Origin of the sequence: Enterococcus malodoratus (assembly GCF_027659535.1) — a bacterium.
GTDB classification, from domain to species: domain Bacteria; phylum Bacillota; class Bacilli; order Lactobacillales; family Enterococcaceae; genus Enterococcus_A; species Enterococcus_A malodoratus.
In genome coordinates, this window is record NZ_JAQDPG010000005.1 from 170,211 (window position 1) to 193,304 (window position 23,094).

Sequence of the window (23,094 nt, forward strand, 5' to 3'; positions counted from 1 at the left end):
TCACCTACTCTTCGCATGTTCAAACCGTTCCACATCAAATAATGACAATTGCTCACTCGTTGATTGCGTGTTGTGCTTTTTCAATACTTCATATTGCTTTGAAGAGATCAATGACGTAATGATCCATTCAGGATCTTTGATCAAACCCGCGGGTGTCTCATGATTACACGCAATAAAATATTGCGCCCGTTTGATGACGATTCCTAATTTTTTCAGATCGGTCAGATGCAGTCGATAATACTTGCGGGCTTTTACGATATTTTGTGCACTCTTTGGGCCAATCCCCGGTACTCGCAGTAATTGATCATAAGGCGCGGTCTGCACATCTACGGGGAAGCGTTGATAGTTTTGCACCGCCCAATTGGCTTTGGGATCAAGATAGAGATTGAAATTCGGCTTATCCTCAGACAAAATTTCATCGGCACTGAACTTGTAATAGCGCAGCAGCCAATCCGCCTGATACAAACGGTGTTCCCGCAGCAATGGCGGTTCAGTCGTGACCGCTGGCAATAAATTGTCTTGATTGACGGGGATATAGGCCGAATAGTACACCCGCTTCAACTGATATTTTTGATACAAATTCTCCGAAATCTTCACGATCGAGCGATCACTCTCAGGACTGGCCCCGATAATCATCTGTGTTGACTGCCCAGCTGGCACAAAACTTGGTCCGCGCCGAACCGCTGGTAAAAATTCCTGTTCTTTTTTTACCGTCGTGATCTGCTTCATGGGTTTATATAAGTCAAACGGATCTTTATCCGGAGCCAGCAATTTCAAACTTTCGCGGGAAGGCAGTTCGACATTGACGCTCATCCGATCTGCCAGAAAGCCTAATTGTTCGATCAGCTTTTCATCCGCGCCGGGAATCGCCTTGACGTGGATATACCCGCGAAAACCTTTTTCTTCGCGTAAAATTTTCAAAGTTTTAATCAAGAGTTCGCAAGTGTAGTCCGAGTTTTTGATAATCGCAGAACTCAAGAATAAACCTTCGATGTAATTACGCATGTAAAAATCCATCGTTAAATCCGCCACTTCCTGCGGCGTGAAGGTCGCTCGTGGAATGGCATTTGATTTTCGATTGATGCAGTAATGACAATCAAAAATGCAGGCATTGGTAAACAGCAGCTTCAATAACGATACACAGCGGCCATCCGGTGTGAACGAATGACAAATTCCTGAAAGCTGGGTACTGCCGACTGTTCCTGGCCGCGTATTATTTTCGACACCGCTGCTGGAACAGGAAACATCATATTTCGCAGATTCAGCTAAAATCTCTATTTTTCTCTCCAGTTCCATCGAAAAACATCCTCCTTATACGAACGTATGTTCTTATTTAACCAAAAAAAAGCAGACTTGTCAAAAAAGAATTTGATAGATACTCCTAAAGACGGATGAAGGCCGCGCTGGATTTGCTATAATTTAAGACATCAAAGGAGTGTGAAAAAGATGGAAAGGAAACAATATGTTTGTGATAAATGCGGGTCGCAGCATTATACGTCCGATCAGTTTCAAGCAACGGGTGGAAATTTTTCAAAGATTTTCGACATTCAAAACAAAAAATTTACCACGATCAGCTGTAAGCAGTGCGGGTATACAGAACTTTATCGCAGCGAAACCTCTGATGGCTGGAATATTCTTGACTTCCTCATGGGTGGAGGCTAAATAAAAAAAAGCGGCAGTCGCCGCTTTTTTTTATTTTGCGCTCGCTTATCGAACGACCACCGCATATTTTCTTGCGTTGTAGATATTTTCAAAAGTCGTACGACTCAGCCAATAAGAACCGCTGATCGGGTCAGAGACGTGGACTTGATTTCCAGCCTTGTTGAAACCATCTAAAGTAACCGCATGATTGTTGTTCGCAGCAACACCAAAGTTCCAATTCCCCCAACGAATCGGTTGGAAATTGATCGTTACCCATGCAACGACTGGATTGCCGTTTTTCACTTCATTGATCAAGGTGTTCATTGAGCTGCCGGAAATATTTTGAACATTGCCGTATTTTTGTCCCCAACTGGTCAAGGGAGCTGGATAGATGGCCGAATAAGTATAAGAATTTTCCACAAACGGCGAACCGACAAAACCGCTATTCGGATTGCCGTTCGTTGATTTCGGAATAGTGTTTAGGAAGGAGCGCAGACTCCAATTCGTCAGCTTGCCTTTGTATTGCAGGGCTTGCAGCAACGAAGCCCCTTCGCAGCCGCTTGGTGCACCAAGCGCATATTGATTATAATTGCGCACACCTAATAAACGGTAATCCTCATAGCTTTGTTCCCCGCTGCCAACCGCGTACCAAGCAATTCCTTCATACCGCCAGCCGGCTTTCTTCAACTGATCGCGTTCAGAGGTAATCGGCGTGTAGTGATGCGACCCGGCCTTAGCATTCGGATTATATAACCGATACAACGGCGTACCTGAGCTTGGGGAATACCAAGATATCCCTTCATCTCGCCAACCAACTTTTTTCAGCTGGTCCCGTTCACCAGCATTCAATGTATAGTGATGGTCACCCGCATTCGGGTTGTACAAACGATAAACAGGACTTCCACCAGTAGGAGCCTGCCAGCCAATTCCCTCATAGCGCCAACCGACAGAACGCAGATGGTCCCGTTCGCCAGTCGTCTTGGTGTAAAAATGCTCCCCGCTATTCGGATTGTATAGACGATACATTGGAATTGACGCAACAGCCGCTCTTGAAGCACGAGCATTTCCTTGTCTCAGCTCTTCCTTCGGTGCTTGAGTCGCATCTGCTTCTGCCTGTCCTTCCTTGACTGGCGGTTCTAATGTGACAACCTCGCCATTTACAACTGCTGTTTGCGGCTGGGTATCCGCCTCTGCAGTTGGAACGGCCTCCGATTGCGGTGCTTCAGCTGGAGCGATGCCAGTTTTTGAAGAATCACTTTCCGAAGAACCACTATCCATAGTAGAACTATTCGACGTTACAGCGGAGCTTTGCAGCTCATCCTCCGCCTGAACCGCCGCTGGGGCGGCAAACGCTGAAAGAGTTACCAAACAAACCAACAAGACACTTTTTTTCATCCAAACATTCCTTTCTGAATTTCCTTAAAATAAGATAACGTTTTTTCATTGTACCGATTCTTATATTGTACGTGCTGGCTCTAGTTAAGTCTTCTATTTAGCTTGTTCAGCGATCTATAAAAAAACTCGTTAAGTATTCGCAGAAGTTCACGAACACTTAACGAGCAATGCTTCTTCAATTATTTACTGATCGATACTCGTGTCGGGCTGACCCATGTTCCTGTGCCGAAGCCTAAAATCGTTTTGACTGCTGGAACAAATGTCGTGGCGATCGTCAGAGCATTCATCATCCAATAGATCAGCATGTAAAACGGCGCAAAAATCAGGTATTTGAATTTTCGACCGTCATCGTCAATGATCAAAGCCGCCACCACCTGCAGAAAGCCGGCCAGCATCTCAAAGTTTATGAAGATGAAGGAGAGCGCCAGCATGTGAAAAATGCGTTGGTAGTCCCCAATGAAAACTGATTGGAGCAGCATTCCCACAAAAAAGGCTAAGAACACCCAATAGTACAAACTCCACAAAATACTGAAGGTCTGATCAGCAAACAGCAGCAATTGTTCAAAATACTTGATTGGATGAACCAGTACATTTTTCATGTTCGTCAACCAAACTTCAGTGCCGCCTTTGGCCCAGCGTTTTCGTTGGAGATACAGCATCTTTAACGTATTAGGAACTGCCATAAAGAACATGATGTCCGGTGCAAACGTCGGAATCCAGCCATTTAATTGCTGATCCCATGCGATACTGATGTCTTCAGTCGCACGGTCTTGCCGGAACAAGCCGACATCGATCAACGCATCTTTTCTATACATCGTATTCGCACCGCTGTAGGCGTACATCGTGCCTAACGTCCCCAATTGGCCTCGTTTGATCACACCGACGATACTGGAAAATTCCACAGTTTGCGCCTTCTCAATGATTTTCGAACGATTTTGAACGTCCATATTGCCAGTGACCGCCGCTGTATTCTGATCGGCCTCGGTCATAAAATAGTTCATATATTTCCAAAGAGCATCTGCTTCTGGAATCGTATCCGCATCGTTGCTTAATATGTATTCACCTTTAGCAAACCCAATACCGATATTAAACGCGTGAGCCTTGCCTTTATTTTTTTCAATCCGCAAAACACGTAAGCGCGGATATTTTTCTTGCAGGCGGGTCAAAATTTCTGGTGTTTGATCCGTTGAGCCGTCGTCTGTAACTAGCACCTCGTAATTATGATAGTTCAATTCATTAAGCAGATACTCTAAGGTGTCTTCGATCACGACTTCTTCATTATGAGCAGGCACCATGATCGTTACAAAAGGCTCCTCAGCCTCGGAAATCTTCTCGAAGCTGAGCTTCTTATTATTAAACAAGAAGCGGTAAAACAGCACTTCAATCAACCAAACAAAAGCACCCAAAATGGGGTAGCTAACCAATATAAATAGCAAAACATTCACTACCGCACTTAAAATGGGATAGCCTGTATCAATCGTCATGTTGTTCTGTCTCCTTGTAAAGTTCGCGAATCGTGGCATCATCAAAATTTTTATTTTCCGGCACAGAGTAATAGCGTGTGGCATGGCGCGTTTCTTTTGGCCCAAAACGTTCTGTATAAAATTCGTTCAACGCTGTTTTTCTCGCTTGCAGCCCTTCGCCATCATAAAGTTGCTTTACCTTTTCGTGATGATTGATCCGGTAGTTGTTATGCAGCGTCAAAAAAAGGATACCAACTGAAATAATCGCCAAAGAGACAAGAAACAAAAAACCGGTGTGATAATAGATCGCCTCGCCCGTGCGATCACTCCAAACATGGTAAAACTTTGAATCATTTTTTAACAGCGTGGAAGAAACTGTCCAATAGATCGGGATAAATACGGCAATCCAGCCTACGATCGTCAATAAACCAATATAAAACTTGTTCCACCAATGGCCTTTTTCAAAAAAATGATCACTAACAAAACGCTTCTCTTCTTCATGGCGATTCTCTTGGTCTTTCACAGGTACCCCTTCTTTCCTCCACCATTATGACTCCGTTTTCTGAAAACACAACATTTTTGCTTTCATAAATTAAGCGCCCTTTATTTTTACGGATGCGTAACTAAAGGTAACCATTTCCGTCGCAAATAGTTGGTTCTCATTTTTATTTAAGTACGCTAAAGTGTAATCAAGGAGGATGAAAAGTATGAATAATCAGAATAATCCGATCGCAAACAATTTGCGGTCATTAAGAAATCGAAATAATTGGTCGCTAGAGTATGTGGCAGAACGATTGGAGGTATCACGTCAAGCAGTCGCTAAATGGGAGAATGGGGATTCTCTGCCGGATGTCTTAAAATGTGACGCTTTAGCTAGTCTCTACGATGTTACTTTGACCGATTTGATCCATCACAATCAAGAAGACAACGGCCTGCCCATTGGACCGGCCGGCAAACATATCTTTGGGACCGTTCCAGTCGGAGCCCGCGGGCAAATTGTTTTACCAAAAAAAGCACGGGATACGCTCAATATCCAACCTGGAGATACATTGGTCGTCTTAGGCGATACGAATCCAGCCACAGCCGGTCTGGCTTTGGTGGATAGTGAAAATTTCATGCGGATCACCGGACATATGATGGATCAAATTTTTGAACCAAAGGAGGAATCCGAATGAATCTGCTGGAGGTAAAAGAACTCTCAAAAAACTACCCGACATTTACTTTGAAAAATGTCAGCTTTCAAGTACCTGAAGGGAAAATTATCGGTTTGATCGGCGTTAACGGCGCCGGTAAGACTACTATATTGAAAGCGCTATTAAACTTAATTCCGATTGATCAGGGCAGTGTACTTATGTTTGAAAAGATATTTTTGGAAAATGAACTGTCTTGCAAACAAAAGACGGGTGTCGTTTTAGGCGGGATCGATTTCTATAAAGAAAAGAAAGTCAAAGACATCACCAAAGTTACCAAACGATTCTATGCGGATTGGGATGAAGCAGCTTATCAAAATTTTTTGAAGCTGTTCTCGCTAGACCCTAATAAAAAAATCAAGGAACTTTCGGCTGGGATGCGAGTGAAATATTTGATTGCTTTAGCACTTTCCCATCAGGCCAAATTATTCATTTTTGATGAACCAACCAGCGGGCTTGATCCGGTTTCCCGCGATGAACTGATCGAGATTTTCTTGCAGATCGTTAAAAATGGCGACAAAAGTATTTTATTCTCGACGCACATTACCTCTGATTTAGAAAAGTGTGCAGATTCGATCATTTATATCAAAGAGGGGGAACTGATCAAAGATGCTCCCAAGGACGTTTTTATTGAAGATTTTCAAAGATTGAAACGACCGGATGAAACGGGATCACTTAGTTTAGAAGACATCATGGTCCGAATGGAGGGGAAACAGTATGATTTCTAATTTACTTTACAAAGAGCTTCGCTTAGCCGCACATCCCAATCTGTTTGTTTTTACTTTGATGGGGCCACTAGTTTTGATTCCCGGCTACCCTTATACGATGGTCTTTATCTTTGGACTGATCGGAAACTTTATTAATCTGATGTACACCCGGGAAACGAACGACATTTATTATTCGACCCTGCTGCCGTTAAAAAGATCCGAAGTCGTTTTAAGTAAATGGCTGGTCTTGCTTGTCTCCCAAATGATGACGATCTTGATTTCGATTCCTTTTGCTTTTCTGCGGCTGCACCTTTCTTCTCGACCTAATCCCGTTGGCATCGAAGCCAACGTTGCCTTTTACGGCTTTGGCTTGATCATCTTTGCCTGCTTTAATTTTATCTTTCTAACGACTTATTTTCAGACTGCTTATAAGGTCGGGAGCTCTTTTTTAAAGGCGCTCGTTCCGGCAACTATTGTAGCGATGTTAGTCGAAGTCCTCGTGCATTTTCCGACACTAGCCTGGTTAGACAGTGTTGTCTTTGATCAGCAGATGCAGCAACTTCCTATTTTAGGAGCGGGGCTGCTGATCTATATTATTGCAATGTGGGCTACGTATAAGATCTCTGCCCGTAATTTTAGTCAGGTCAATCTATAATTGCATCAAAAAAAACGTTTTGATCTTCGCGATCAAAACGTTTTTACTTCTCGAAATAACCGGTCCAAGTCAGACCATCCTCATTTGCCTTTGCCCCAACAAATTCTTTCTGAGTAGATTTTCTAACCAATTTACCCTCACCAGTCAGATCATCTGTCAGTTCTTTGTGGCGCGAATATGTCACCTGCTCTAGCTCGTTCAGATCGCGATTCGTAAAAAAATCTTCACGATGTTCGACCTGCTCTGTTTGTGAAAAATCAGGTGTCGCCTTATCCTCGACTGCCACGTCATCTTTTTGATTGAACCAAAAAAATAGAAACGCCGCTCCCAATACCGCCACCAGTGCCACTACTTTTTTCATTGCATCCTCCCCTGAAACATCCTCTTACTTTTCAGTATGCCACAGTTGAAAACGTTTTTGAATGAAAAACTTAATGGTTTATAAAATAATTGTATGCATTTCGGTTATTTTCTAGTTAATGATAAGGACAAAGTTGATAGTAGTCTTAATCGAATTCTTCATACTCGTTTGGATCTTGCCCCTCAATCCGGCCATCCGCTTTTTCCAGCAGATTAATTCGTTCAATTTCTGTTTGGGACAATTCAAAATCAAAGATCGCTAAGTTTTCCCGCTGATGCTGCAAATTGCGTGACTTAGGAATCGGCACAACTCCACGCTGTACATGCCAGCGCAAAATGATTTGAGCAGGATTTTTGCCGTATTTTTCGGCTAATTCAGTAATCACTGATTCCTTCAGTGCATCGCTGCCACGCCCTAAAGGACTCCACGCCTCAGAAATGATTCCGCGTTCTTGATTGGCTTTGACCATCCGCTCTTGAACCCAATAAGGATGCAGTTCAATTTGATTGACGGCTGGTGTCACTCCAGTCGCTTCAATGATTTTATCTAAATGTTCCGGTTCAAAGTTAGAAACACCGATGGAACGGATCAATCCTAATTTTTTAGCTGTGACTAGCGCTTGCCATGCTTCAACGTATAGTTTACGTTTCGGCAGCGGCCAATGAATCAAATACAAATCAAAGTACTCCAAGCCCATGCGGAATAACGATTCCTGAATCATCATCAACGCATCCTCATAATGATGGTATTTGCCCGGTAGCTTCGTCGTCACAAAAAATTCCGAACGAGGAATTCCTGAACGGCGAATCGCTTCACCGACGATCCCTTCACTATCATAATTGGTAGAGGTATCTAACAGACGGTAGCCATCTTGGATCGCCGTCAAAACCTGATCAAGTCCTTCTCCTCCGCGAATCTGATACGTACCTAGGCCTACTGCCGGCAAATGATGACCGTCATTCAATGTAATCAATGGTGCTTTCATCTTCAAATTCCTCCTTATTTTGAGCCTCTCGCTAAGTCGCAAGAACAGCTATTACTTTTCAGCTTAACATCAAAAACTCTCGGCTGTTAAATCCTCTGCTCAGTTCAACAGAAAAAAATTTGAGAATAGGCAGAAAAAAGACAAGGAAAGAGGTATACTACAGATTGAACACGTGAGAAGGAGAAGATTACAATGGATTCGATTATTTGTATAGTTCTGGGCATGCTATTTGCGAATGGGGTCCCCCATTTTGTTAAGGGAATCACCGCCGAAAGATGGGATGTTCCTTGGAAAAAGCCGGCTTCCGCCTCCACGAATGTTTTATGGGGGATAGCGAATTGGCTGATCGTTGTGATCATTTACGCGCTCTTCAAACCAGACATTAATAGTTTCGATGCCGCCTGCTTTATAATTGGTATGGGCATTACTGGCTACTACCTCGCCCTGCATTGGTCGGAGAAAAAAAATGAAAATGACGCTGCATAATCGCAGCGTCATTTTTTTATTCTTCAATTGCAGCTTTTAGTTTCTTTGTTAACTTCTGATACACCAATTGGTAGGAGGTTTCGATCAATTGCTTGATGGCCTCATCCGACAGTTCCTCACTGGCCAGCTTGATCGAATTCCAATGATTTTTATTCGTATAGTAGCCTGGTATCACCGTTCCCGCATAGATTTCCCGCAGCTCCTCGTTTTTCTCCGGCAGATTTTTCAATGTAATGATAGCATCCTCGCTAGCCTGATCACTCATCATCCCAAACATCTTGCCCTGCAAATCAAAATAGAGCACTTCCCAATCTTCGCGAAAATAGACTTTCGCGCCTTTTAACGTTTCACCGAACGCCTTAAACGTTTCGATACGTTTTTGCATTACTGAATTTTCCATAACTCCTCCTTTAATAGTCAAAATGTTGGATTGCTGGCTTGACCACCGACCTCACCAAAACCCGCAATTCTTTTTTTGTAACATCCGCACTTTCAATAATGACCTTGCATCGAATGATCTGAAATAGTGCAAGCTTAGTTTCTTCAGGCGGAAATTTAGTCAGCTCGCCTCGTCTTCGCGCATTTTTTAATACGTGTTCCATTACCGAAATATTGTAGATCCTCGCTTCTTGCATGATTTGTTTGATTCGTTTCGGTTGATTTTGAATCTCTAGCAACATCATCTGATTAAAAGAAGTCGGAACACTGGTCAGCCACGTCAAAAAATTATCACCCACATAGTAAAGATCCTCCTCTAAACTTCCCTGATCAAAGTCCAGATCATGCATATCAAATTCCACTGAACGATTACGATCATGAACTGCCTCAAACACTAAATCAAACGGCGTATCCCAATGACGATATAAGACTGAGCGGCTCGTTTCTGCTTCACGAGCGATTCGTGCAAAAGTCACCGCCTGATAGCCTTCGTTTTCTAACAATTGATATGTCACACGAAAAATCTCCGCATCCAGGCGGTCACCTCGTCTGCGTTGAAGCTTTTTTTTCTCCATTATGTTCGCCTCTATTCCTTTAGAGTCATTATAGGTTAAAACGTGCCTTAAAAAAAGTAAGATACACGTTGTTTTTTATTGAATATTTAAGAGACGAGATGTATGATATTTTCAGTTTAAGATACGCAATGTACTTAAAATCAATTCGATACATTCAAAGAATGAAGGCATCAAATTGAAAAAGGAGAATGTATGATGAAAGTTATCGTTATCGGCGCCTCACATGGCGGTTTAGAAGCAGTCGCGGCTTTAACAGAAAGAACCGATGTTACAGAAATAGTATGGATTGACCAAAGAGATATTCCAGCCTTAGTCGGATCAGAGCTTAAAAACATCCCTGTTGAAAGAATCAAGCTCTTCAGCCATAGTAAAGTAACCAATGTCGACCCGAAAAAACACATGATCGAAGTGCAAGCTGGAGGCAAGAGCTTACAAGAAAGCTATGACAAGTTGATTCTTGGCGTTGGAGCAATGGCTGCGAAATTACCTGTTCCCGGTAATCAATTAGCGAAGATCAAAACATTGCGCAACCGCCAAGATATGAACGGTTTGCGCCAAGCTGCACTTGACCCAGAAATCAACCACGTCGTTGTAATCGGAGCAGGCTACATTGGGATTGGAGCGGTCGAGATTTTTGCCGCTGCTGGGAAGAAAGTCACTGTGATCGATGTTTTCGATCACCCTTTAGCAACCTACTTAGATTCAGAACTGACTGCTGTTTTAGCAAAAGAAATGACTGAGCACGGTGTCACTCTCGCTCTCGGCCAGCGGGTTGAAAAATTTGTCGGTGAAGGAACTGTTAAAGAAGTCGTAACCGACCAAGCAACTTTTTCCGCAGAGCTTGTCGTATTATCGGCAGGGGCTCGTCCTAATACTGCTTGGCTAAAAGATGCAATTACATTGCTACCAAACGGAATGATTAAAACCGACGACTATATGCAAACGAGTGAACCAGATATTTTTGCGATTGGCGATGCCACAACGGTTTATTCCAACGCTGCCAAACAAGAACTGACGATTCAATTAGCGACTAATGCCGTTCGTCAAGGGCGCTTTGCTGTGCGCAATCTAACGGAAAAGCTACATCCCTTTGAAGGGGTACAAGGATCGTCCGGCTTGAAATTATTCGATTACATGTTTGCTTCGACTGGGCTGAACACGCCGGCTAGTGAGCGATTCGGTACCGAGGTAGGATCCGTTTTCCTTAAGCAAAAGATTTTGGACAATCATCTCTCTGCACCAGTCAATGCAGAGGTGCTGTTCAAATTATTTTACGATCCAAAAACATTGAAAATTTTAGGTGCACAGATTCTCTCGAAAAAAGACTTGACCGCCTATATCAATACGGTCTCTTTAGCGATCCAAGCAGGTTTTACCATTGAACAGCTGGCCTACACAGACTTCTTCTTCCAACCGCTGTTCAATACCCCTTGGAATCTGTTGAATCAAGCAGGTCAGCAGGCAATGAAACAAGCAGGAATAGTTTAACTAAAAAAGAGACGTCAAAATTTATTGGCGTCTCTTGCTATTTTGATGTCGAAAACCAATATTACAGATCCTGTTTCTTAAACAACCAATAAGCCGCCACGAAACCAATGATCCCCGTCAAAAAGATACTTCCTAAGGTTAATAGATCCTCTTTGAAGGGCAATTCGACCAAGCTTTGAACGACCACCGCCGACCATGGAATAACTCGGGCAAATTTGAAGGGCATGTTCATCGCGAACATTTCGATCCCAGTAAAGGCCAATGCCACCATGATTGTGGGATAGAATAATTTTCGCTGCATCACACTCACTGTTAATAGCGGCAGCGCAGCCACAAATCCCAACAGACAATACTTAAGCATGGTAACTACTAGGCTTTTCATTCCGGCAAAGCCGAAGGTATCAGGATAGATCAGCCAGCCGCCGATTGCATAAATGATGACGACACCGACTAAGGTTCCGAGATACCAGATAAACCAGATCGCTAATTTTCCTAAAAGAAATCTAATTCGCGAGGTCGGAGCAGTCAAAACATTATTGATTGTGCGGTCTTCATATTCCCGCTGCATCAAAAAAGTAATGATAAAACCGCTCATGATCGAGAGAAGCGCACCGACAATTATGTAAATACTCATCAGCCAAGTCTGATAATTCTCTGGCGGATTCTCTACGATAACTAAATCTTTAAATACTATGAAAGCCGAGGCAAACAGCGTCAGCAACGAGCAGACTGCAAAAATCCGGTTGCGTTTGAGTTTCATCCACTCAGCAGAAATTACATTAAGCAATGCCAACACCTCCTGTAATCGTCCGAAAGTGTTCTTCCAAATTGCCAGAACCGATAAACAGACTGGAAACTTCGATCCCTTTTTGTCCCAATAAATGATTGATCGTTTGCGGCTCAAAGGTAAAATCAAAAATCTTGATCGTGTTCCCTTCGTCTACCGTATAGTTCGTCAGCTTCAGCTCTTCTTCCAGCAAGCGCGTGGCTTGATGCACGTCTGATACAGTGATACTGATATAGCGCTGATTGTGCTGCGCGATCTTTTCCAGATCACATTCCTCCAGCAGCTCGCCATCATGTAAAATGCCAATAATATCCGCGATTTGCTCGATTTCTGACAACTGATGGCTGGAAATCAAAATTGTTTTTCCATGAACCTCCGCCAGCTCTTTTAACAGTTTACGGATTTCGACAATCCCGATCGGGTCCAATCCATTGGTCGGCTCATCTAAGATCAACAATTCCGGATCGTTCATTAAGGCGTTGGCGATCCCTAGCCGCTGTTTCATTCCCAATGAATAATTCGCAAACCGTTTATGCTCAGCATGTGTCAGATCAACCAGTTTCAACGCCTTCTCCACACTATTTCTTTGGGTTTGACCTTTTAATTTAGAGAACACTTTGAGGTTTTCCGGTCCCGATAAATACGGATAAAAACTCGGTGTCTCAATAATATTGCCGATTCGCGAGTATACTGACGGATTCTTTTTAGGCGCTTGACCAAATAATACGATCTCGCCGGAACTGGCTTCCGCTAAGCCTAAAAGCATTTTCATGATCGTCGTTTTTCCCGCACCGTTCCGTCCCAACAGCCCATAAATTTTTCCTTTGGGAATTGTCATTGAAACGTCTTTTACTACAATCTGATCATTGTAGTGCTTCGACAAGGCTGCGGTTTTAATAATCAATTTTTCCATAGCGACCATCCTTTCTATACTTATAGCTTAGCAGTGCCACCTTGCCCTAACCTTGCCGAATCCTTGTTTTTCTCTGGTTTATTTGGGCAGTGTTAGGAAAAATCTAGTCCCCTCGCCAAGTTCGCTGCGAACAGTGATTTCTCCGTGATGGGCCGCTGCTAATTCCTGAACAATCGCTAAACCTAATCCGTTGCCCTTTGTCCCCCGAGCTTCACCTGCTTTATAGAGCCGTTCGAATATATGCGGCAAATTTTGTTCCGCGATTCCTTGACCATTATCCGCGATTTCAAGCTGAAGATGCTCATCTTGTTCCGTCAGTTTGATCGTAATTTTATCGCCATTACTATGTTTCAAACTGTTTTCCAATAAGTTATCAATGATCCTGCGAAATGCCGCTGCATCTGCTTTATAAAAGAGCTCTTTTTCAGGAATCTCAATTTCATAACTAAACTGCGGTTCCATTCGCGGGATCCAGTCGCTAACGCCGGCTCGCAGCAATTCGCAAACATCGATCCTTTCAAAATGATAGCGCCGTTCCCCCGATTCAAGTTTGACCCACTCAAAAAGAGTATCGATATATTTTTCTAATTCGAACGCTTTTTCCTGAGCTGCCTGCAAATAATGCTGCTGCTCATCTTCGGTTACTAACCCATCGTTAATTGCCTCTAAATAACCTATCAATGAAGCTAGCGGCGTACGAACATCATGCGACAAACTCGTAATCAGTTTGCGATATTCATTCTCCGACACCTGCAAGCCACTAAGCTGCTGCTTGATTTCCGCTACGATCGTATTGAGTCTAAAACAAAGCGCCGCAACATCCGAAGTTTCATCCGCGATAATTTTCCGATCAAGATTGCCTTGACCGACATCCTCTATAACAACCAACGCTTGGGCCAGCTGCTGTTTATTTTTGCGAAGTTTTCCAAAAAGGTAGAGACAGATCAAACCCAAAAGCACACAAATACTACTCAACCCGATCATTTCTTACCCCCTAGGATTAAAACGATAGCCGACACCACGGATTGTTTGAATAAAGAAAGGAGCGGGCAACGCTTTCGGCTCGATCTTCTTCCGCAGCTTGCTGATGAACGACATGATATTGTTGTCATCGTAGGCATAGGCTTCACCCCAGACCTGTTGATAGATTTGCCGCTTCGTAAAAATCTGGCCTTTATGAGAAGCTAGAAAATATAAAAGATCAAACTCTTTTACTGTTAATTCTAGGTATATACCATGTAACAAGACTAATCGGTTCTGCACATCAATCGATAAGTGATTTAACGTTAATGTTTTTGCCAAACGATCCGCTTGATTGAACTGGGTATAGCGCCGAACCAAGGAATCGATTCGCGCCATCAGCTCCGCCATACTAAACGGTTTGGTCAAATAATCATCCGCCCCCAATTGCAGTCCGCGAATCTTGTCCGCCTCTTCATTCTTAGCCGTCAGCATCAAGACCGGCACCACACTCTCCTTGCGAATCTCGGTCAAAATACTCAGTCCATCAATCTGCGGCAGCATGATATCCAACACGATCAAATGATAATCGCCTGTCAGCGCCAACTTCAGTCCACCCGCACCCGTATGGGCAAACTCGGCAGCATAATCAGCATTTTTCAAATACTTGTCAATAATCGAACAAAGCTCCTGATCATCATCAATGATCAATACCTTGATTTTCTCTTGCATCGTCCTTCTCCTCGTAAAAAATAATTATTCTCTTCTTAATTCTAGCAAAGTTCACCCCACTTTCGGACGAAACTTCCTTGGTTTAGGAATAAATAAAGACAAAAGAAAAACACCCTCCAGTAAAGGAACGTGCTCTGAAGTGATTGTATTCAACTGTTCATTTCGATTGATTTACTGTTCCGCCACTGTTTTAAAGCGGCCTGCGCATTTGAAAAACAGCGACTTCTCGACGCAAGCCATCCAAAACTTTATCAGAGAAAATATTCGAGGGTACCATAATATGTTTAGCAATTTTATCCATATTTAGCACCTTTCTAAATTGCTCAGGTACTAAATAGATAGTCTCGTCTTCAAATTTTTTTATATTATCCACGAAATCCGACTTCACTAAATAAGGGTCCCCAAAACAAGCCTGCATTCTTTTGACAGGCTCACGGTAATGAGACAAAACATACATCCGGCTCATAGGAGAACTCACTGCCGTTGTCGGTAAAAGATAGACCACTTTTTGCTTTTCAAGATTCTGTTCTTCGCCCATTATTTTCTCCTTTTTAAATCAACAATCCACATATCATATTGTACTCTAGTTTCCTTGTTAATATACCCGTTAAAATGAACCTCAATGATTGTTTCCACCGGCGAAATTACCTAATTGAAAGCCAAATAACCATACACTCACTTTTAAAGAAATGTATGGTCTCTCAACTATTCAAAAATATTCTACCCACAACAAATAAACTCAACTGTCGATGCGGCTTTAACTACTTGTCATACCAAAGAAACTTCTCAACTTATCCTAAATTCGCCCTTACTTTTTCTTCCTTTTTCGTGATCGTGAATCACTTTTGCCCTTCTTGGTTTTTTTCCACAGGCCATCTTCGTATTCCCGCTGCTTTTGCTTCTTACTTTTCGGTTTTTTATAATCTGCATAGGGACTTTTCTCTGTTGCGGAAAGTGCCATCGGTTTCTGTGCAGCGGGTTTCTTGGTTTCGGCTTTTGGCGGTTCTTTGAGAGCGGATGCGGTTGAACCAATGATTGGTTCAGCTTTTTGAGCTGTAGCAGCGATCGACTTTTCTGGTGAATTAATGTCCGAATCATTTACCGATTCTTCTTTTTTGAGTTCTTCCATACGAGTATCGGTCAGAACAATGCCCTCAGGTAGAAGTAATTTTACTATTTCCAGCTTTTCTTCCTCCGTTAAATCATCCAAATCAGCTTCTGGTGATAGTCCCACTTCTGCTTGAAGTTCCTCGACTGGATTCGTGTCCTCCACAATTTTCCCTTTTCTGATCTTGATATCGCGGGTACAGTTGTCGATTTCGGAGTTTTCCAATTTAACGAAACGTCGAACGTCATCCTTTTCGAAAATAGTCAAAGAGGACATCAATTCTAAGACAGAATCGATTTTGGTTGCCGAAGAATTCGGATCGGCATCTCGCAAACTCCACGTATGCACCTTGCCCATCGCATCTTCAAAGGTCGAGAGAATTTTATATTGTTGACCTTCTAATGCTTCAATAGGTGTCGTTTTTTCAAGTAAGTATCTTTTGCTGTCGCCTAAACGGTTGTTGTACCGGTGGATTTGTTTTGAATTTTTGTAGAAACGTTTGAGGACTTGGTCCCATTCCTTTTCGTTTTCAAAAGCATAGCGAAACAGCGGACAAAATTTGCGCAGCACTTCTGTCGGCTCCGCAAATAGAAAGATTTCTCTGATTAAGTCGTTGCAGATTCCTGCAAAGTCACTTACGCACAAACATTGACGAATCAGCACAGCCACAAGGTATTGAATGGTGGTATCTGCATCCGGCGATTCTGTGTGCGCTTTCAAAATACGTTTCTCAAGATTCGTTTTTCCCATGGTAAAAAGTGTGATTTGCGACAATGTTTTTGGCATAAGAGTGCTCTCCTTCTATTTTAAAGTTATTATTTTTTTTGATCTTTGTTTTTAAATCCACTTTTATGATACATCAGAATAAACTAAAAATAGCCTTAGAAATACTCTATCTTTTAATCATAATGAATAAATCTGAGTATATACCGTCTTATCCACCCCATTGAGTCTATAAAAAAACAACCTCAAAAATTTGAGGTCGTTCTCAGCAGTAGTTAGTTTGACATTTTTATTGTTCTTGCATCGCTGGCAATTCGTTCTTATTCAATTTATTCAAATACGGAACCATCATAATTGCGCCAGCCACAAATGCGATTCCTTCTGTAATCGTCATGGACCAGATCAGACCGTTCAGGCCATAGAAATGGTGCAATAACAGCACGACTGGAATAAAGAATGTCCCTTGAATCGTTGACATAACGCCGGTTTGAGCACCGAAACCAGAGGCCTGGAAGATTCCGGTGAAGAGTCCAGAAAATCCGTTAAAGACTGAAGATACTAATTGTGCAGCCAGAATCGTCAATCCCACTTGTATCACGCGCGGATCGCTCGTAAACAGACCCAATACAGGTACGCGGAATAGATAAACAGCGAGCGCAAAGAGAATGGAGATACCGCCGATCCATAAAGAGACTTCTTTCAACGCTTCTTTTAAGCGTTTCGTGTTATGTGCAGAAAAGCTGTAAGCGAATAACGGCATTGCCCCTAAAAACAGCCCCATCGTCAAAAATTCTGGCAATTGTGTGATCCGAACCGCGATCCCAAAGCTGGCAACGACATTGTCGCCGTATTGAACAGAAAAGTTGTTCAATAATAACGTTGTCACGATCATAAAGGCAGATTTAAACAATTCAGAAACACCAATTTTGTAGACTTCTAATTGATCTTTGATGGAAAGTTTGAAGTGTTTTAAAAAGCCTTTTAGCGATTCGCTTTTATTTTCTAAAAACCAAACATAATACGCGGTAGCAGCCAAGTTCGCTACTACCGTCGAAATACCGGCACCAATCACATGCATATTGAAAACTAAGATCAATAGCGCATCCAGCGCGATACTCACTGCGACACTGATGAACATTCCGTACATCGATTCCTTTGAGGCACCTTCTGAACGAACCAGTTGTTCTAACGCAAAGTTCAAGACAAAGGCGAAGCCGCCGGCAAACAAAATCGTCGAATATTGTTTCGTGTAAAGCAGTGTCTGACCATCCGCACCAAGTAAATGTACAAATGGATTCATGAAGATGATCGCTGCGATTCCGATAATCAAACCAAGAATAATGCTAGTATAAAAGGAATAACCAGCGACCTGCTTGCCTTTGTTAGTATCGCCGCTGCCTAACAGACGGGTAATAAATGTTCCGCCGCCGACACCAAACATATTTCCAACCGCCATTAAAATGATCGTGATCGGCATCGCCAAAGTAATAGCGGACATCATATTCGTATCATGGATCAAGCCGATAAAGTAGGCGTTGATCAAATTGTAGATTGTTGTAGCCGAAATCCCCACCATCATGGGAATCGATAGATGGGCAATCGCTTTGCGGATCGGGCTTTCTTTTAAGTAGTAAATATTTGATTCATTGACTTCAAGTTCTTCCATGATAATTCCTTCTTCTATTAGATTTATAAATGTTAGAATTCTAACTATTTAGCTGCAAGCAGGCAATCGCTGCTTGTCGTTTTAGAGGCTGTGATCAATTTTTCTGAGCAGCTCTGTCAATTGTTGGACTTCCTCTTCGCTCAAGGCGTGGACTAATTCCTTCTCCGCCGCATAAAAGGCTTCGTTGGTCTCAGCAACCAAGGCCTTCCCTTTGGGTAATGCGTAAATATTCTTTTGCCGCTCATTGTTCTCTGGGATTCGCCGTTCGATGTAGCCTTTTTTCTCTAAACCTTGTAGCATACTTGTGATGCTGGCTCCGCGACGTTGAAACACTTCCGCCAGATCTTTTTGGATCAAACCTTTATCTTCGTTTTGCGCGATATATGAGATCATCCGTCCTTGCTGCGGGCTGACATCCATATCCTTAACACGCTGCTCCATCGATTCACGAGACTTATTCATGATCGAACGCAATAAATTTGAAACGACCATTCTATCCAAAAGAATTCCCTCCTCGCTAATAATTAGATATCTAACTGTTCGAAAAGAATATACACGTCGCGAAAAAGAATGTCAATCAAAAACATTCGCTACCTAACAATTAGTTATCTAATAGTTTGAGTTTTGAAAAAAATAGCCTACATGAATACGAATTAGACGGTTTTGCGGATGGAACAACCACATCAGTCTTCAGAATTTATTTTCAAATTGGCTTCTTGTCGCTATAAATGTTTAGTAAAGTTACTTTCTTTGTTTATAATCACTTTTTTCGCAAAATATAGTATTATTTAAGTACACACATATTCTTTAATAATTATTTTTTTATAATGGATTGAAAGAAGGAGAGTAAAAAATGAAAAGGAAACTTGGGGTTCAGCTTGGGGTCACGTTCGCGGTATTGGTCAGTTTCTTATTCGCTGCACCGACGCAAAGTTATCAAGTCGAAGCCGCAAAGACGAAAACGGAGAAGAAAGCTACCATCAAACGAACGGCCAACAAAAAAATCACTGTTAAAGTGAAAAAGTATATTGATGGGGATACGACGCGCTTCAAATTGAAAAACGGCAAGAACGTCACCGCACAGTATTTATTGATCGAAACGCCTGAAATAAAAAAAGATTATCCTTACGCACAAGAGGCTAAGGATCGTTCGAGAGAACTGCTTAAAAATGCGAAAAAAATCCAGATCGAGTACGACAAAGGAAGCAAACGCGACAAGCAAAAAAGAGAGCTGGTTTATGTTTGGGCCGATGGCAAGCTAGTTCAAGAAACACTCGCTAATGAAGGGTTGGCAGTAGCCCGAGACACGAAGGGGAAAAATAAAAAGTACCTTGATCAAATTCAAACTGCGGAGAAAAAAGCCAAAGAACAAAAGCAAAATATTTGGAGTATCGAGAATTACGCGCAGGCTGGTAAAGGCTACAGTCAAGCCGTCGTTGATGCTCATAAAAAAGCGCTAAAAGAAGCAGAGGCCGCTAAAAAAGCGGAAGCAGAGCGGCTGAAAAAAGAGCAAGAAGCCAAAGCTGCAGAAGAAAAACGCGCTGCGGAACAGGCCGAGGCTGACAGAAAAGCCGAAGAAAAGCGGGCCGCGGAACAAGCAGAAGCGGCTAGAAAGGCCGAAGAAGCTCGAATCGCCCAAGAAGCTGCCGCTCAGCAAGCAGCTGCAGCACAGGCACAAGCTGAGGCCGAAGCACAGCAGCAAGCAGCCGCCGAGCCTGCTCAAGGGCAGACGGTTTATGTCACACCCACTGGCAGCAAGTACCATACCCACAAATGCGGGAACGGTACGTACACACCAGCTACACTAGAAGAAGCACAAGGGCGCGGATTAGAGCCGTGTTCGAAATGTTTTTAATTTAAAAGAGGAATGCCAAAATTGGCATTCCTCTCTTTTTATTCTTTAACCGGCTCAAAATTCTCGGCTCCGCCAAGATTATCGATCTGGAATTTATCCTCGTCTTCGTTGTAGCGCAGCGTGGCTTTCTTGTAACGAAAGACTTCATTCACACCGTCCGTGTCATCCGAATAGGCCGTGTTGTAATCAATCAAGTATTGAACGGTATAAACATCCTTGCCCGTCATGGTCACTGATTCCACTTCGGCTTTAGCATCAACCCCTGATCTTTTATCACTTGTTCGAAGTTCATTGATAAATTTCTCGAAGTCTTGCTCATCCGGATTTTTCATGCCGTCAACAAAGTACTTCGCCAAATCGTTTCTTCCCCTCGTACCAAAGTCGCTGAATTTACTAGTATAGCTGGATAGGCTTCTGTACAAACTGTCTAAAAAACTTTGAACATCAGCCTTTGATTGAACATTCATAAAATTCAAATGGATCACTGAATCATAACTATCCGATTCATATTCGTCAGCCATAAATTGCGTAGCCGCAATTTGATACGTGTCGCTAGTCAACTGATCGGCCGCTGTTTTATAAGTTAGCTGCACCTTCATCCCTTGGTGCCAGATCACATCTTTGATCTCTGCTTCCTCATTTTTGATCGTTCCAACTTCCTTGTCATTCAGCAAAACTTTCGCGCCGTCGATATTCGACATGACTTTGAAGGAAATCTTATGCAGGTTGATCGTGATGTGACTGTTGGTCTCAAATTCAGGATTATGGTAGCGAACCAAGTCTTGTGTAAATGAAGATACTTCATTGTCTAATTTTCCCGCGACTTGATAGCTGCCCGGTGTCATTGGTCCCCAAGTCGTTTCGTAATTACTGCCTTTAGAGGTCGCTAGTTTTTTATCATCTAAGGTCAGCTGCATGTCTGACTGATCCGTCGTGACTGTCACATAGACCGGCTGAATCACTAATCGGTAACGTGGGAATAAGCCTAAGTATTTTCCTTTTTCATGAATTGAAAAGTCGACTAATTGACTCGGGTTGTGTTTTAAATCCCTTAAAAAGTCAGCGTAGTCCTTTTTATGTCCGTCCGCTTGATAATAGCTGATGAATTTTTTCAGATTCGCGGCGGAAACTTCATAATTAGGATCTTCCGAGATGACGACCTCCGCCATTTTTTCAGGGTCCTGCGTTTTAAACGTCTGTTCCAACCGGCTCAACTGTTGCGGATAACTATAATAGTAACGGCCAAACAGCAGTCCACCTACTAGTAATACCACGATCGCCAAACCTGCTCCGATGCCAATTTTTTGGTTCTTTGATAATGATTTTTTTGGAGGAACTGCCGGTCTCACCGCTGCTTTTAACGGCTGACCGCAATTAGGACAAAATTCGGCATCTGCCGGAAGCACTTCGCCGCAATTGGGACAGAAATGCTGCTCTTTCAGCTCCTTTTTCTTTTCTTCCTCTGCTAAAATTTCTAGTTCTACAGGAATGTCCACTGCGAATGGCTGACCGCATTCTTCGCAAAAATGAGCCTCCGCCAAATTTTCATGACCGCAATTAGGGCAATTTTTCATTGATATCCTCCCGATTCATTCGTTTGATTCTACCTATTGATTGTAGCAAATATAACAATCAAAGAGGCTATTATTTTTTACAAATCAAAAAGGCACTCTCTCCTATTGAGAAAGTGCCTCTGTATATTTGTTTAGACGATCGACATTCCGCCATCAACCACGATGAACTGGCCATTTGTATAGCTTGAAGCATCGCTTGAGAAGTAAAGAATCGTCCCATTCAATTCCCCATGCTTGCCTGGACGGCTCATTGGATTCAGACCTTGATATAGGTTCAAGAAATCATCTGATTTAAACAATGTATCTTCCGTCATCTCAGATTCAAACAGACCTGGTCCGATTGCATTGGTGGTAATATTGTATTTTCCGTAGCTAGCTGCCATACCTTTAGTCAATCCTAAGACTGCTGCTTTGCTGGCATTGTACGAATGGCGGATAAAGACGTCTTCTTTGTCGGCCATGATCGCGTTGATCGATGCCACATTGACGATTCTTCCGTAGTTGTTATCCATCATATGCTTCACAACGTATTTGCTAACTAAGAAGATCCCCTTCACATTCACATCCATTGATTTATCAAAGTCTTCCACAGTCAACGAATCCACGCCGCCGCGCACCGCGATACCTGCATTGTTCAATAGAATATCCAGATGACCAAAATGATCATACGCTGTTTGGATACCGGCCTTGACGTTTTCTTCATCTGTCACGTCCATTTTGATCGCTAAAACATCACGATCCATTTTCTTGATCTCTTCTGCGACTTCTTCTAAACGTTCCAAACGTCTAGCCAACAAGACCACATCTGCTCCGGCTTCCGCATATGCAATCGCCGCATCTCGGCCTAAACCGCTGCTCGCACCTGTTACCACTGCTACTTTTCCATTTAAATCAAACATAGAATCCAACTCCTCCTTTATTGTTAGCGTATTCACTCTTACACTATTAACGGTACCTAAGATGGTAGGGGAATGTCAATAGCTTGTGAAAAAAAGAGTTGCCCTCAGTCGTTTAAGCCTGATTTCTCGTCTCAAAAACCTCTTTAGCGATTGTGATCGCATTTAAGACTTTGGGAAAACCCACATATGGGATACAGTGGGTAAACACTTCAATGATCTCCCGTTCCGTGAGTCCGACATTTAATGACCCGTTGATATGAACAATTAATTGGTTCTTGGTATCGCCCTGCGTCAGCAAGCTGGTGATCGTGACGATTTCCCGCTCTCTAAAGGATAAGACATCATTCTCATAAATATCTCCAAAAGCAAATTCCAAAATATAACGCCCGACATCAGGAGCAATGTCTTGCAGTGCTTGGATCACCCGTTCACCGGCCTCCCCATCAATCATTTGTAAATTCTTACTTCCCTGTTCGAATCTTTTTTCGCTCAT

Annotated in this window: 26 protein-coding genes; 7 read left to right on the forward strand and 19 right to left on the reverse strand. The window is 42.7% G+C overall.

The window, feature by feature from the left end; genetic code table 11:
• Positions 1-1,296, reverse strand: a complete 1,296-nt coding sequence (locus tag PGP85_RS09960; protein WP_010742682.1) for a putative DNA modification/repair radical SAM protein — start codon at positions 1,294-1,296, stop codon at positions 1-3.
• Positions 1,297-1,446: 150 nt separating this feature from the next.
• Here PGP85_RS09960 and PGP85_RS09965 point away from each other — a divergent pair, with 150 nt between their 5' ends.
• Positions 1,447-1,662: a zinc ribbon domain-containing protein gene (locus PGP85_RS09965; RefSeq protein WP_010742681.1), complete on the forward strand. Its 216-nt coding sequence runs from the start codon at positions 1,447-1,449 to the stop codon at positions 1,660-1,662.
• Between the two features lie 45 nt (positions 1,663-1,707).
• Here PGP85_RS09965 and PGP85_RS09970 read toward each other — a convergent pair whose 3' ends face one another.
• The 3 genes from PGP85_RS09970 to PGP85_RS09980 form a co-directional block, all read right to left on the reverse strand.
• Entirely contained in the window at positions 1,708-3,036 is a 1,329-nt protein-coding gene (locus PGP85_RS09970) for a C39 family peptidase (protein ID WP_270327339.1), read from the reverse strand.
• A gap of 179 nt (positions 3,037-3,215) precedes the next feature.
• A complete protein-coding gene (locus tag PGP85_RS09975; RefSeq protein ID WP_270327341.1) occupies positions 3,216-4,520 on the reverse strand; it encodes a glycosyltransferase family 2 protein in 1,305 nt (434 codons plus the stop codon).
• On the reverse strand, positions 4,510-5,022 hold the full coding sequence (locus PGP85_RS09980; protein ID WP_270327343.1) for a hypothetical protein: 513 nt from the start codon (positions 5,020-5,022) through the stop codon (positions 4,510-4,512). Before PGP85_RS09980 ends, PGP85_RS09975 begins: the two co-directional genes overlap by 11 nt.
• Before the next feature lie 184 nt (positions 5,023-5,206).
• On the opposite strand from PGP85_RS09980, the gene PGP85_RS09985 reads away from it, so the two are divergent.
• The 3 genes from PGP85_RS09985 to PGP85_RS09995 are packed head-to-tail and all read left to right on the forward strand — an operon-like array spanning position 5,207 to position 7,051.
• Complete coding sequence (locus tag PGP85_RS09985) at positions 5,207-5,674, forward strand: helix-turn-helix domain-containing protein (RefSeq protein ID WP_010742677.1); 468 nt, start codon at positions 5,207-5,209, stop codon at positions 5,672-5,674.
• On the forward strand, positions 5,671-6,417 hold the full coding sequence (locus PGP85_RS09990; protein WP_270327346.1) for an ABC transporter ATP-binding protein: 747 nt from the start codon (positions 5,671-5,673) through the stop codon (positions 6,415-6,417). The genes PGP85_RS09985 and PGP85_RS09990 overlap by 4 nt, the downstream gene beginning before the upstream one ends.
• A complete protein-coding gene (locus PGP85_RS09995) occupies positions 6,407-7,051 on the forward strand; it encodes an ABC-2 transporter permease (RefSeq protein WP_010742675.1) in 645 nt (214 codons plus the stop codon). Before PGP85_RS09990 ends, PGP85_RS09995 begins: the two co-directional genes overlap by 11 nt.
• A gap of 43 nt (positions 7,052-7,094) precedes the next feature.
• On the opposite strand, the gene PGP85_RS10000 is transcribed toward PGP85_RS09995, so the two are convergent.
• Both PGP85_RS10000 and PGP85_RS10005 read right to left on the reverse strand, forming a co-directional pair.
• Positions 7,095-7,412: a hypothetical protein gene (locus PGP85_RS10000; protein WP_010742674.1), complete on the reverse strand. Its 318-nt coding sequence runs from the start codon at positions 7,410-7,412 to the stop codon at positions 7,095-7,097.
• Positions 7,413-7,557: 145 nt separating this feature from the next.
• Positions 7,558-8,397, reverse strand: a complete 840-nt coding sequence (locus PGP85_RS10005; protein WP_010742673.1) for an aldo/keto reductase — start codon at positions 8,395-8,397, stop codon at positions 7,558-7,560.
• Positions 8,398-8,589: 192 nt separating this feature from the next.
• Here PGP85_RS10005 and PGP85_RS10010 point away from each other — a divergent pair, with 192 nt between their 5' ends.
• Positions 8,590-8,883 carry a hypothetical protein gene (locus PGP85_RS10010; RefSeq protein ID WP_010742672.1) on the forward strand — a complete coding sequence of 98 codons (294 nt, stop codon included), beginning with the start codon at positions 8,590-8,592 and terminating at the stop codon, positions 8,881-8,883.
• Positions 8,884-8,899: 16 nt separating this feature from the next.
• Here PGP85_RS10010 and PGP85_RS10015 read toward each other — a convergent pair whose 3' ends face one another.
• Both PGP85_RS10015 and PGP85_RS10020 read right to left on the reverse strand, forming a co-directional pair.
• Positions 8,900-9,283: an MmcQ/YjbR family DNA-binding protein gene (locus PGP85_RS10015; RefSeq protein ID WP_010742671.1), complete on the reverse strand. Its 384-nt coding sequence runs from the start codon at positions 9,281-9,283 to the stop codon at positions 8,900-8,902.
• Between the two features lie 10 nt (positions 9,284-9,293).
• Positions 9,294-9,896 (reverse strand): TetR/AcrR family transcriptional regulator, encoded by a 603-nt coding sequence (locus PGP85_RS10020; protein WP_010742670.1) that lies wholly within the window; start codon positions 9,894-9,896, stop codon positions 9,294-9,296.
• A 195-nt stretch (positions 9,897-10,091) separates the two neighbouring features.
• On the opposite strand from PGP85_RS10020, the gene PGP85_RS10025 reads away from it, so the two are divergent.
• Positions 10,092-11,384, forward strand: coding sequence for an FAD-dependent oxidoreductase (locus tag PGP85_RS10025; protein ID WP_010742669.1), 1,293 nt, complete (start codon positions 10,092-10,094; stop codon positions 11,382-11,384).
• 61 nt (positions 11,385-11,445) lie between these two features.
• On the opposite strand, the gene PGP85_RS10030 is transcribed toward PGP85_RS10025, so the two are convergent.
• The 8 genes from PGP85_RS10030 to PGP85_RS10065 all read right to left on the reverse strand — a co-directional run bounded on the left by PGP85_RS10030 (position 11,446) and on the right by PGP85_RS10065 (position 18,774).
• The gene (locus tag PGP85_RS10030; protein WP_010742668.1) at positions 11,446-12,171 is read right to left on the reverse strand and encodes an ABC transporter permease; all 726 of its coding nucleotides are present in this window, start codon (positions 12,169-12,171) and stop codon (positions 11,446-11,448) included.
• Entirely contained in the window at positions 12,164-13,084 is a 921-nt protein-coding gene (locus PGP85_RS10035; RefSeq protein ID WP_010742667.1) for an ABC transporter ATP-binding protein, read from the reverse strand. The genes PGP85_RS10030 and PGP85_RS10035 overlap by 8 nt, the downstream gene beginning before the upstream one ends.
• A 78-nt stretch (positions 13,085-13,162) precedes the next feature.
• Positions 13,163-14,068: a sensor histidine kinase gene (locus PGP85_RS10040; protein WP_270327348.1), complete on the reverse strand. Its 906-nt coding sequence runs from the start codon at positions 14,066-14,068 to the stop codon at positions 13,163-13,165.
• Positions 14,069-14,071: 3 nt separating this feature from the next.
• Positions 14,072-14,776 (reverse strand): response regulator transcription factor, encoded by a 705-nt coding sequence (locus PGP85_RS10045; RefSeq protein ID WP_090404161.1) that lies wholly within the window; start codon positions 14,774-14,776, stop codon positions 14,072-14,074.
• A gap of 190 nt (positions 14,777-14,966) precedes the next feature.
• Entirely contained in the window at positions 14,967-15,314 is a 348-nt protein-coding gene (locus tag PGP85_RS10050) for a hypothetical protein (RefSeq protein ID WP_270327352.1), read from the reverse strand.
• A gap of 270 nt (positions 15,315-15,584) precedes the next feature.
• The gene (locus PGP85_RS10055) at positions 15,585-16,670 is read right to left on the reverse strand and encodes a glycosyltransferase family 1 protein (protein ID WP_270327353.1); all 1,086 of its coding nucleotides are present in this window, start codon (positions 16,668-16,670) and stop codon (positions 15,585-15,587) included.
• 226 nt (positions 16,671-16,896) lie between these two features.
• Positions 16,897-18,273, reverse strand: coding sequence for an MATE family efflux transporter (locus PGP85_RS10060; protein ID WP_270327354.1), 1,377 nt, complete (start codon positions 18,271-18,273; stop codon positions 16,897-16,899).
• Between the two features lie 81 nt (positions 18,274-18,354).
• Positions 18,355-18,774, reverse strand: a complete 420-nt coding sequence (locus PGP85_RS10065) for a MarR family winged helix-turn-helix transcriptional regulator (RefSeq protein ID WP_010742661.1) — start codon at positions 18,772-18,774, stop codon at positions 18,355-18,357.
• Between the two features lie 352 nt (positions 18,775-19,126).
• Here PGP85_RS10065 and PGP85_RS10070 point away from each other — a divergent pair, with 352 nt between their 5' ends.
• Positions 19,127-20,128 carry a thermonuclease family protein gene (locus PGP85_RS10070; RefSeq protein WP_270327355.1) on the forward strand — a complete coding sequence of 334 codons (1,002 nt, stop codon included), beginning with the start codon at positions 19,127-19,129 and terminating at the stop codon, positions 20,126-20,128.
• Positions 20,129-20,166: 38 nt separating this feature from the next.
• Here PGP85_RS10070 and PGP85_RS10075 read toward each other — a convergent pair whose 3' ends face one another.
• The 3 genes from PGP85_RS10075 to PGP85_RS10085 form a co-directional block, all read right to left on the reverse strand.
• On the reverse strand, positions 20,167-21,702 hold the full coding sequence (locus PGP85_RS10075) for a zinc ribbon domain-containing protein (protein WP_270327356.1): 1,536 nt from the start codon (positions 21,700-21,702) through the stop codon (positions 20,167-20,169).
• A gap of 131 nt (positions 21,703-21,833) precedes the next feature.
• Entirely contained in the window at positions 21,834-22,601 is a 768-nt protein-coding gene (locus tag PGP85_RS10080; protein ID WP_270327357.1) for an SDR family NAD(P)-dependent oxidoreductase, read from the reverse strand.
• A 112-nt stretch (positions 22,602-22,713) separates the two neighbouring features.
• A complete protein-coding gene (locus PGP85_RS10085) occupies positions 22,714-23,094 on the reverse strand; it encodes a carboxymuconolactone decarboxylase family protein (RefSeq protein ID WP_090404148.1) in 381 nt (126 codons plus the stop codon).

What these genes read in the sequence shown, in the direction of transcription:
- PGP85_RS09960 (WP_010742682.1), bottom strand. Translation starts at nt 1,296, where the DNA reads ATGGAACTGGAGAGAAAAATAGAGATTTTAGCTGAATCTGCGAAATAT.
- PGP85_RS09965 (WP_010742681.1), top strand. Translation starts at nt 1,447, where the DNA reads ATGGAAAGGAAACAATATGTTTGTGATAAATGCGGGTCGCAGCATTAT.
- PGP85_RS09970 (WP_270327339.1), bottom strand. Translation starts at nt 3,036, where the DNA reads ATGAAAAAAAGTGTCTTGTTGGTTTGTTTGGTAACTCTTTCAGCGTTT.
- PGP85_RS09975 (WP_270327341.1), bottom strand. Translation starts at nt 4,520, where the DNA reads ATGACGATTGATACAGGCTATCCCATTTTAAGTGCGGTAGTGAATGTT.
- PGP85_RS09985 (WP_010742677.1), top strand. Translation starts at nt 5,207, where the DNA reads ATGAATAATCAGAATAATCCGATCGCAAACAATTTGCGGTCATTAAGA.
- PGP85_RS09990 (WP_270327346.1), top strand. Translation starts at nt 5,671, where the DNA reads ATGAATCTGCTGGAGGTAAAAGAACTCTCAAAAAACTACCCGACATTT.
- PGP85_RS09995 (WP_010742675.1), top strand. Translation starts at nt 6,407, where the DNA reads ATGATTTCTAATTTACTTTACAAAGAGCTTCGCTTAGCCGCACATCCC.
- PGP85_RS10000 (WP_010742674.1), bottom strand. Translation starts at nt 7,412, where the DNA reads ATGAAAAAAGTAGTGGCACTGGTGGCGGTATTGGGAGCGGCGTTTCTA.
- PGP85_RS10005 (WP_010742673.1), bottom strand. Translation starts at nt 8,397, where the DNA reads ATGAAAGCACCATTGATTACATTGAATGACGGTCATCATTTGCCGGCA.
- PGP85_RS10010 (WP_010742672.1), top strand. Translation starts at nt 8,590, where the DNA reads ATGGATTCGATTATTTGTATAGTTCTGGGCATGCTATTTGCGAATGGG.
- PGP85_RS10015 (WP_010742671.1), bottom strand. Translation starts at nt 9,283, where the DNA reads ATGGAAAATTCAGTAATGCAAAAACGTATCGAAACGTTTAAGGCGTTC.
- PGP85_RS10020 (WP_010742670.1), bottom strand. Translation starts at nt 9,896, where the DNA reads ATGGAGAAAAAAAAGCTTCAACGCAGACGAGGTGACCGCCTGGATGCG.
- PGP85_RS10025 (WP_010742669.1), top strand. Translation starts at nt 10,092, where the DNA reads ATGAAAGTTATCGTTATCGGCGCCTCACATGGCGGTTTAGAAGCAGTC.
- PGP85_RS10035 (WP_010742667.1), bottom strand. Translation starts at nt 13,084, where the DNA reads ATGGAAAAATTGATTATTAAAACCGCAGCCTTGTCGAAGCACTACAAT.
- PGP85_RS10040 (WP_270327348.1), bottom strand. Translation starts at nt 14,068, where the DNA reads ATGATCGGGTTGAGTAGTATTTGTGTGCTTTTGGGTTTGATCTGTCTC.
- PGP85_RS10045 (WP_090404161.1), bottom strand. Translation starts at nt 14,776, where the DNA reads ATGCAAGAGAAAATCAAGGTATTGATCATTGATGATGATCAGGAGCTT.
- PGP85_RS10050 (WP_270327352.1), bottom strand. Translation starts at nt 15,314, where the DNA reads ATGGGCGAAGAACAGAATCTTGAAAAGCAAAAAGTGGTCTATCTTTTA.
- PGP85_RS10055 (WP_270327353.1), bottom strand. Translation starts at nt 16,670, where the DNA reads ATGCCAAAAACATTGTCGCAAATCACACTTTTTACCATGGGAAAAACG.
- PGP85_RS10060 (WP_270327354.1), bottom strand. Translation starts at nt 18,273, where the DNA reads ATGGAAGAACTTGAAGTCAATGAATCAAATATTTACTACTTAAAAGAA.
- PGP85_RS10070 (WP_270327355.1), top strand. Translation starts at nt 19,127, where the DNA reads ATGAAAAGGAAACTTGGGGTTCAGCTTGGGGTCACGTTCGCGGTATTG.
- PGP85_RS10075 (WP_270327356.1), bottom strand. Translation starts at nt 21,702, where the DNA reads ATGAAAAATTGCCCTAATTGCGGTCATGAAAATTTGGCGGAGGCTCAT.
- PGP85_RS10080 (WP_270327357.1), bottom strand. Translation starts at nt 22,601, where the DNA reads ATGTTTGATTTAAATGGAAAAGTAGCAGTGGTAACAGGTGCGAGCAGC.
- PGP85_RS10085 (WP_090404148.1), bottom strand. Translation starts at nt 23,094, where the DNA reads ATGAGCGAAAAAAGATTCGAACAGGGAAGTAAGAATTTACAAATGATT.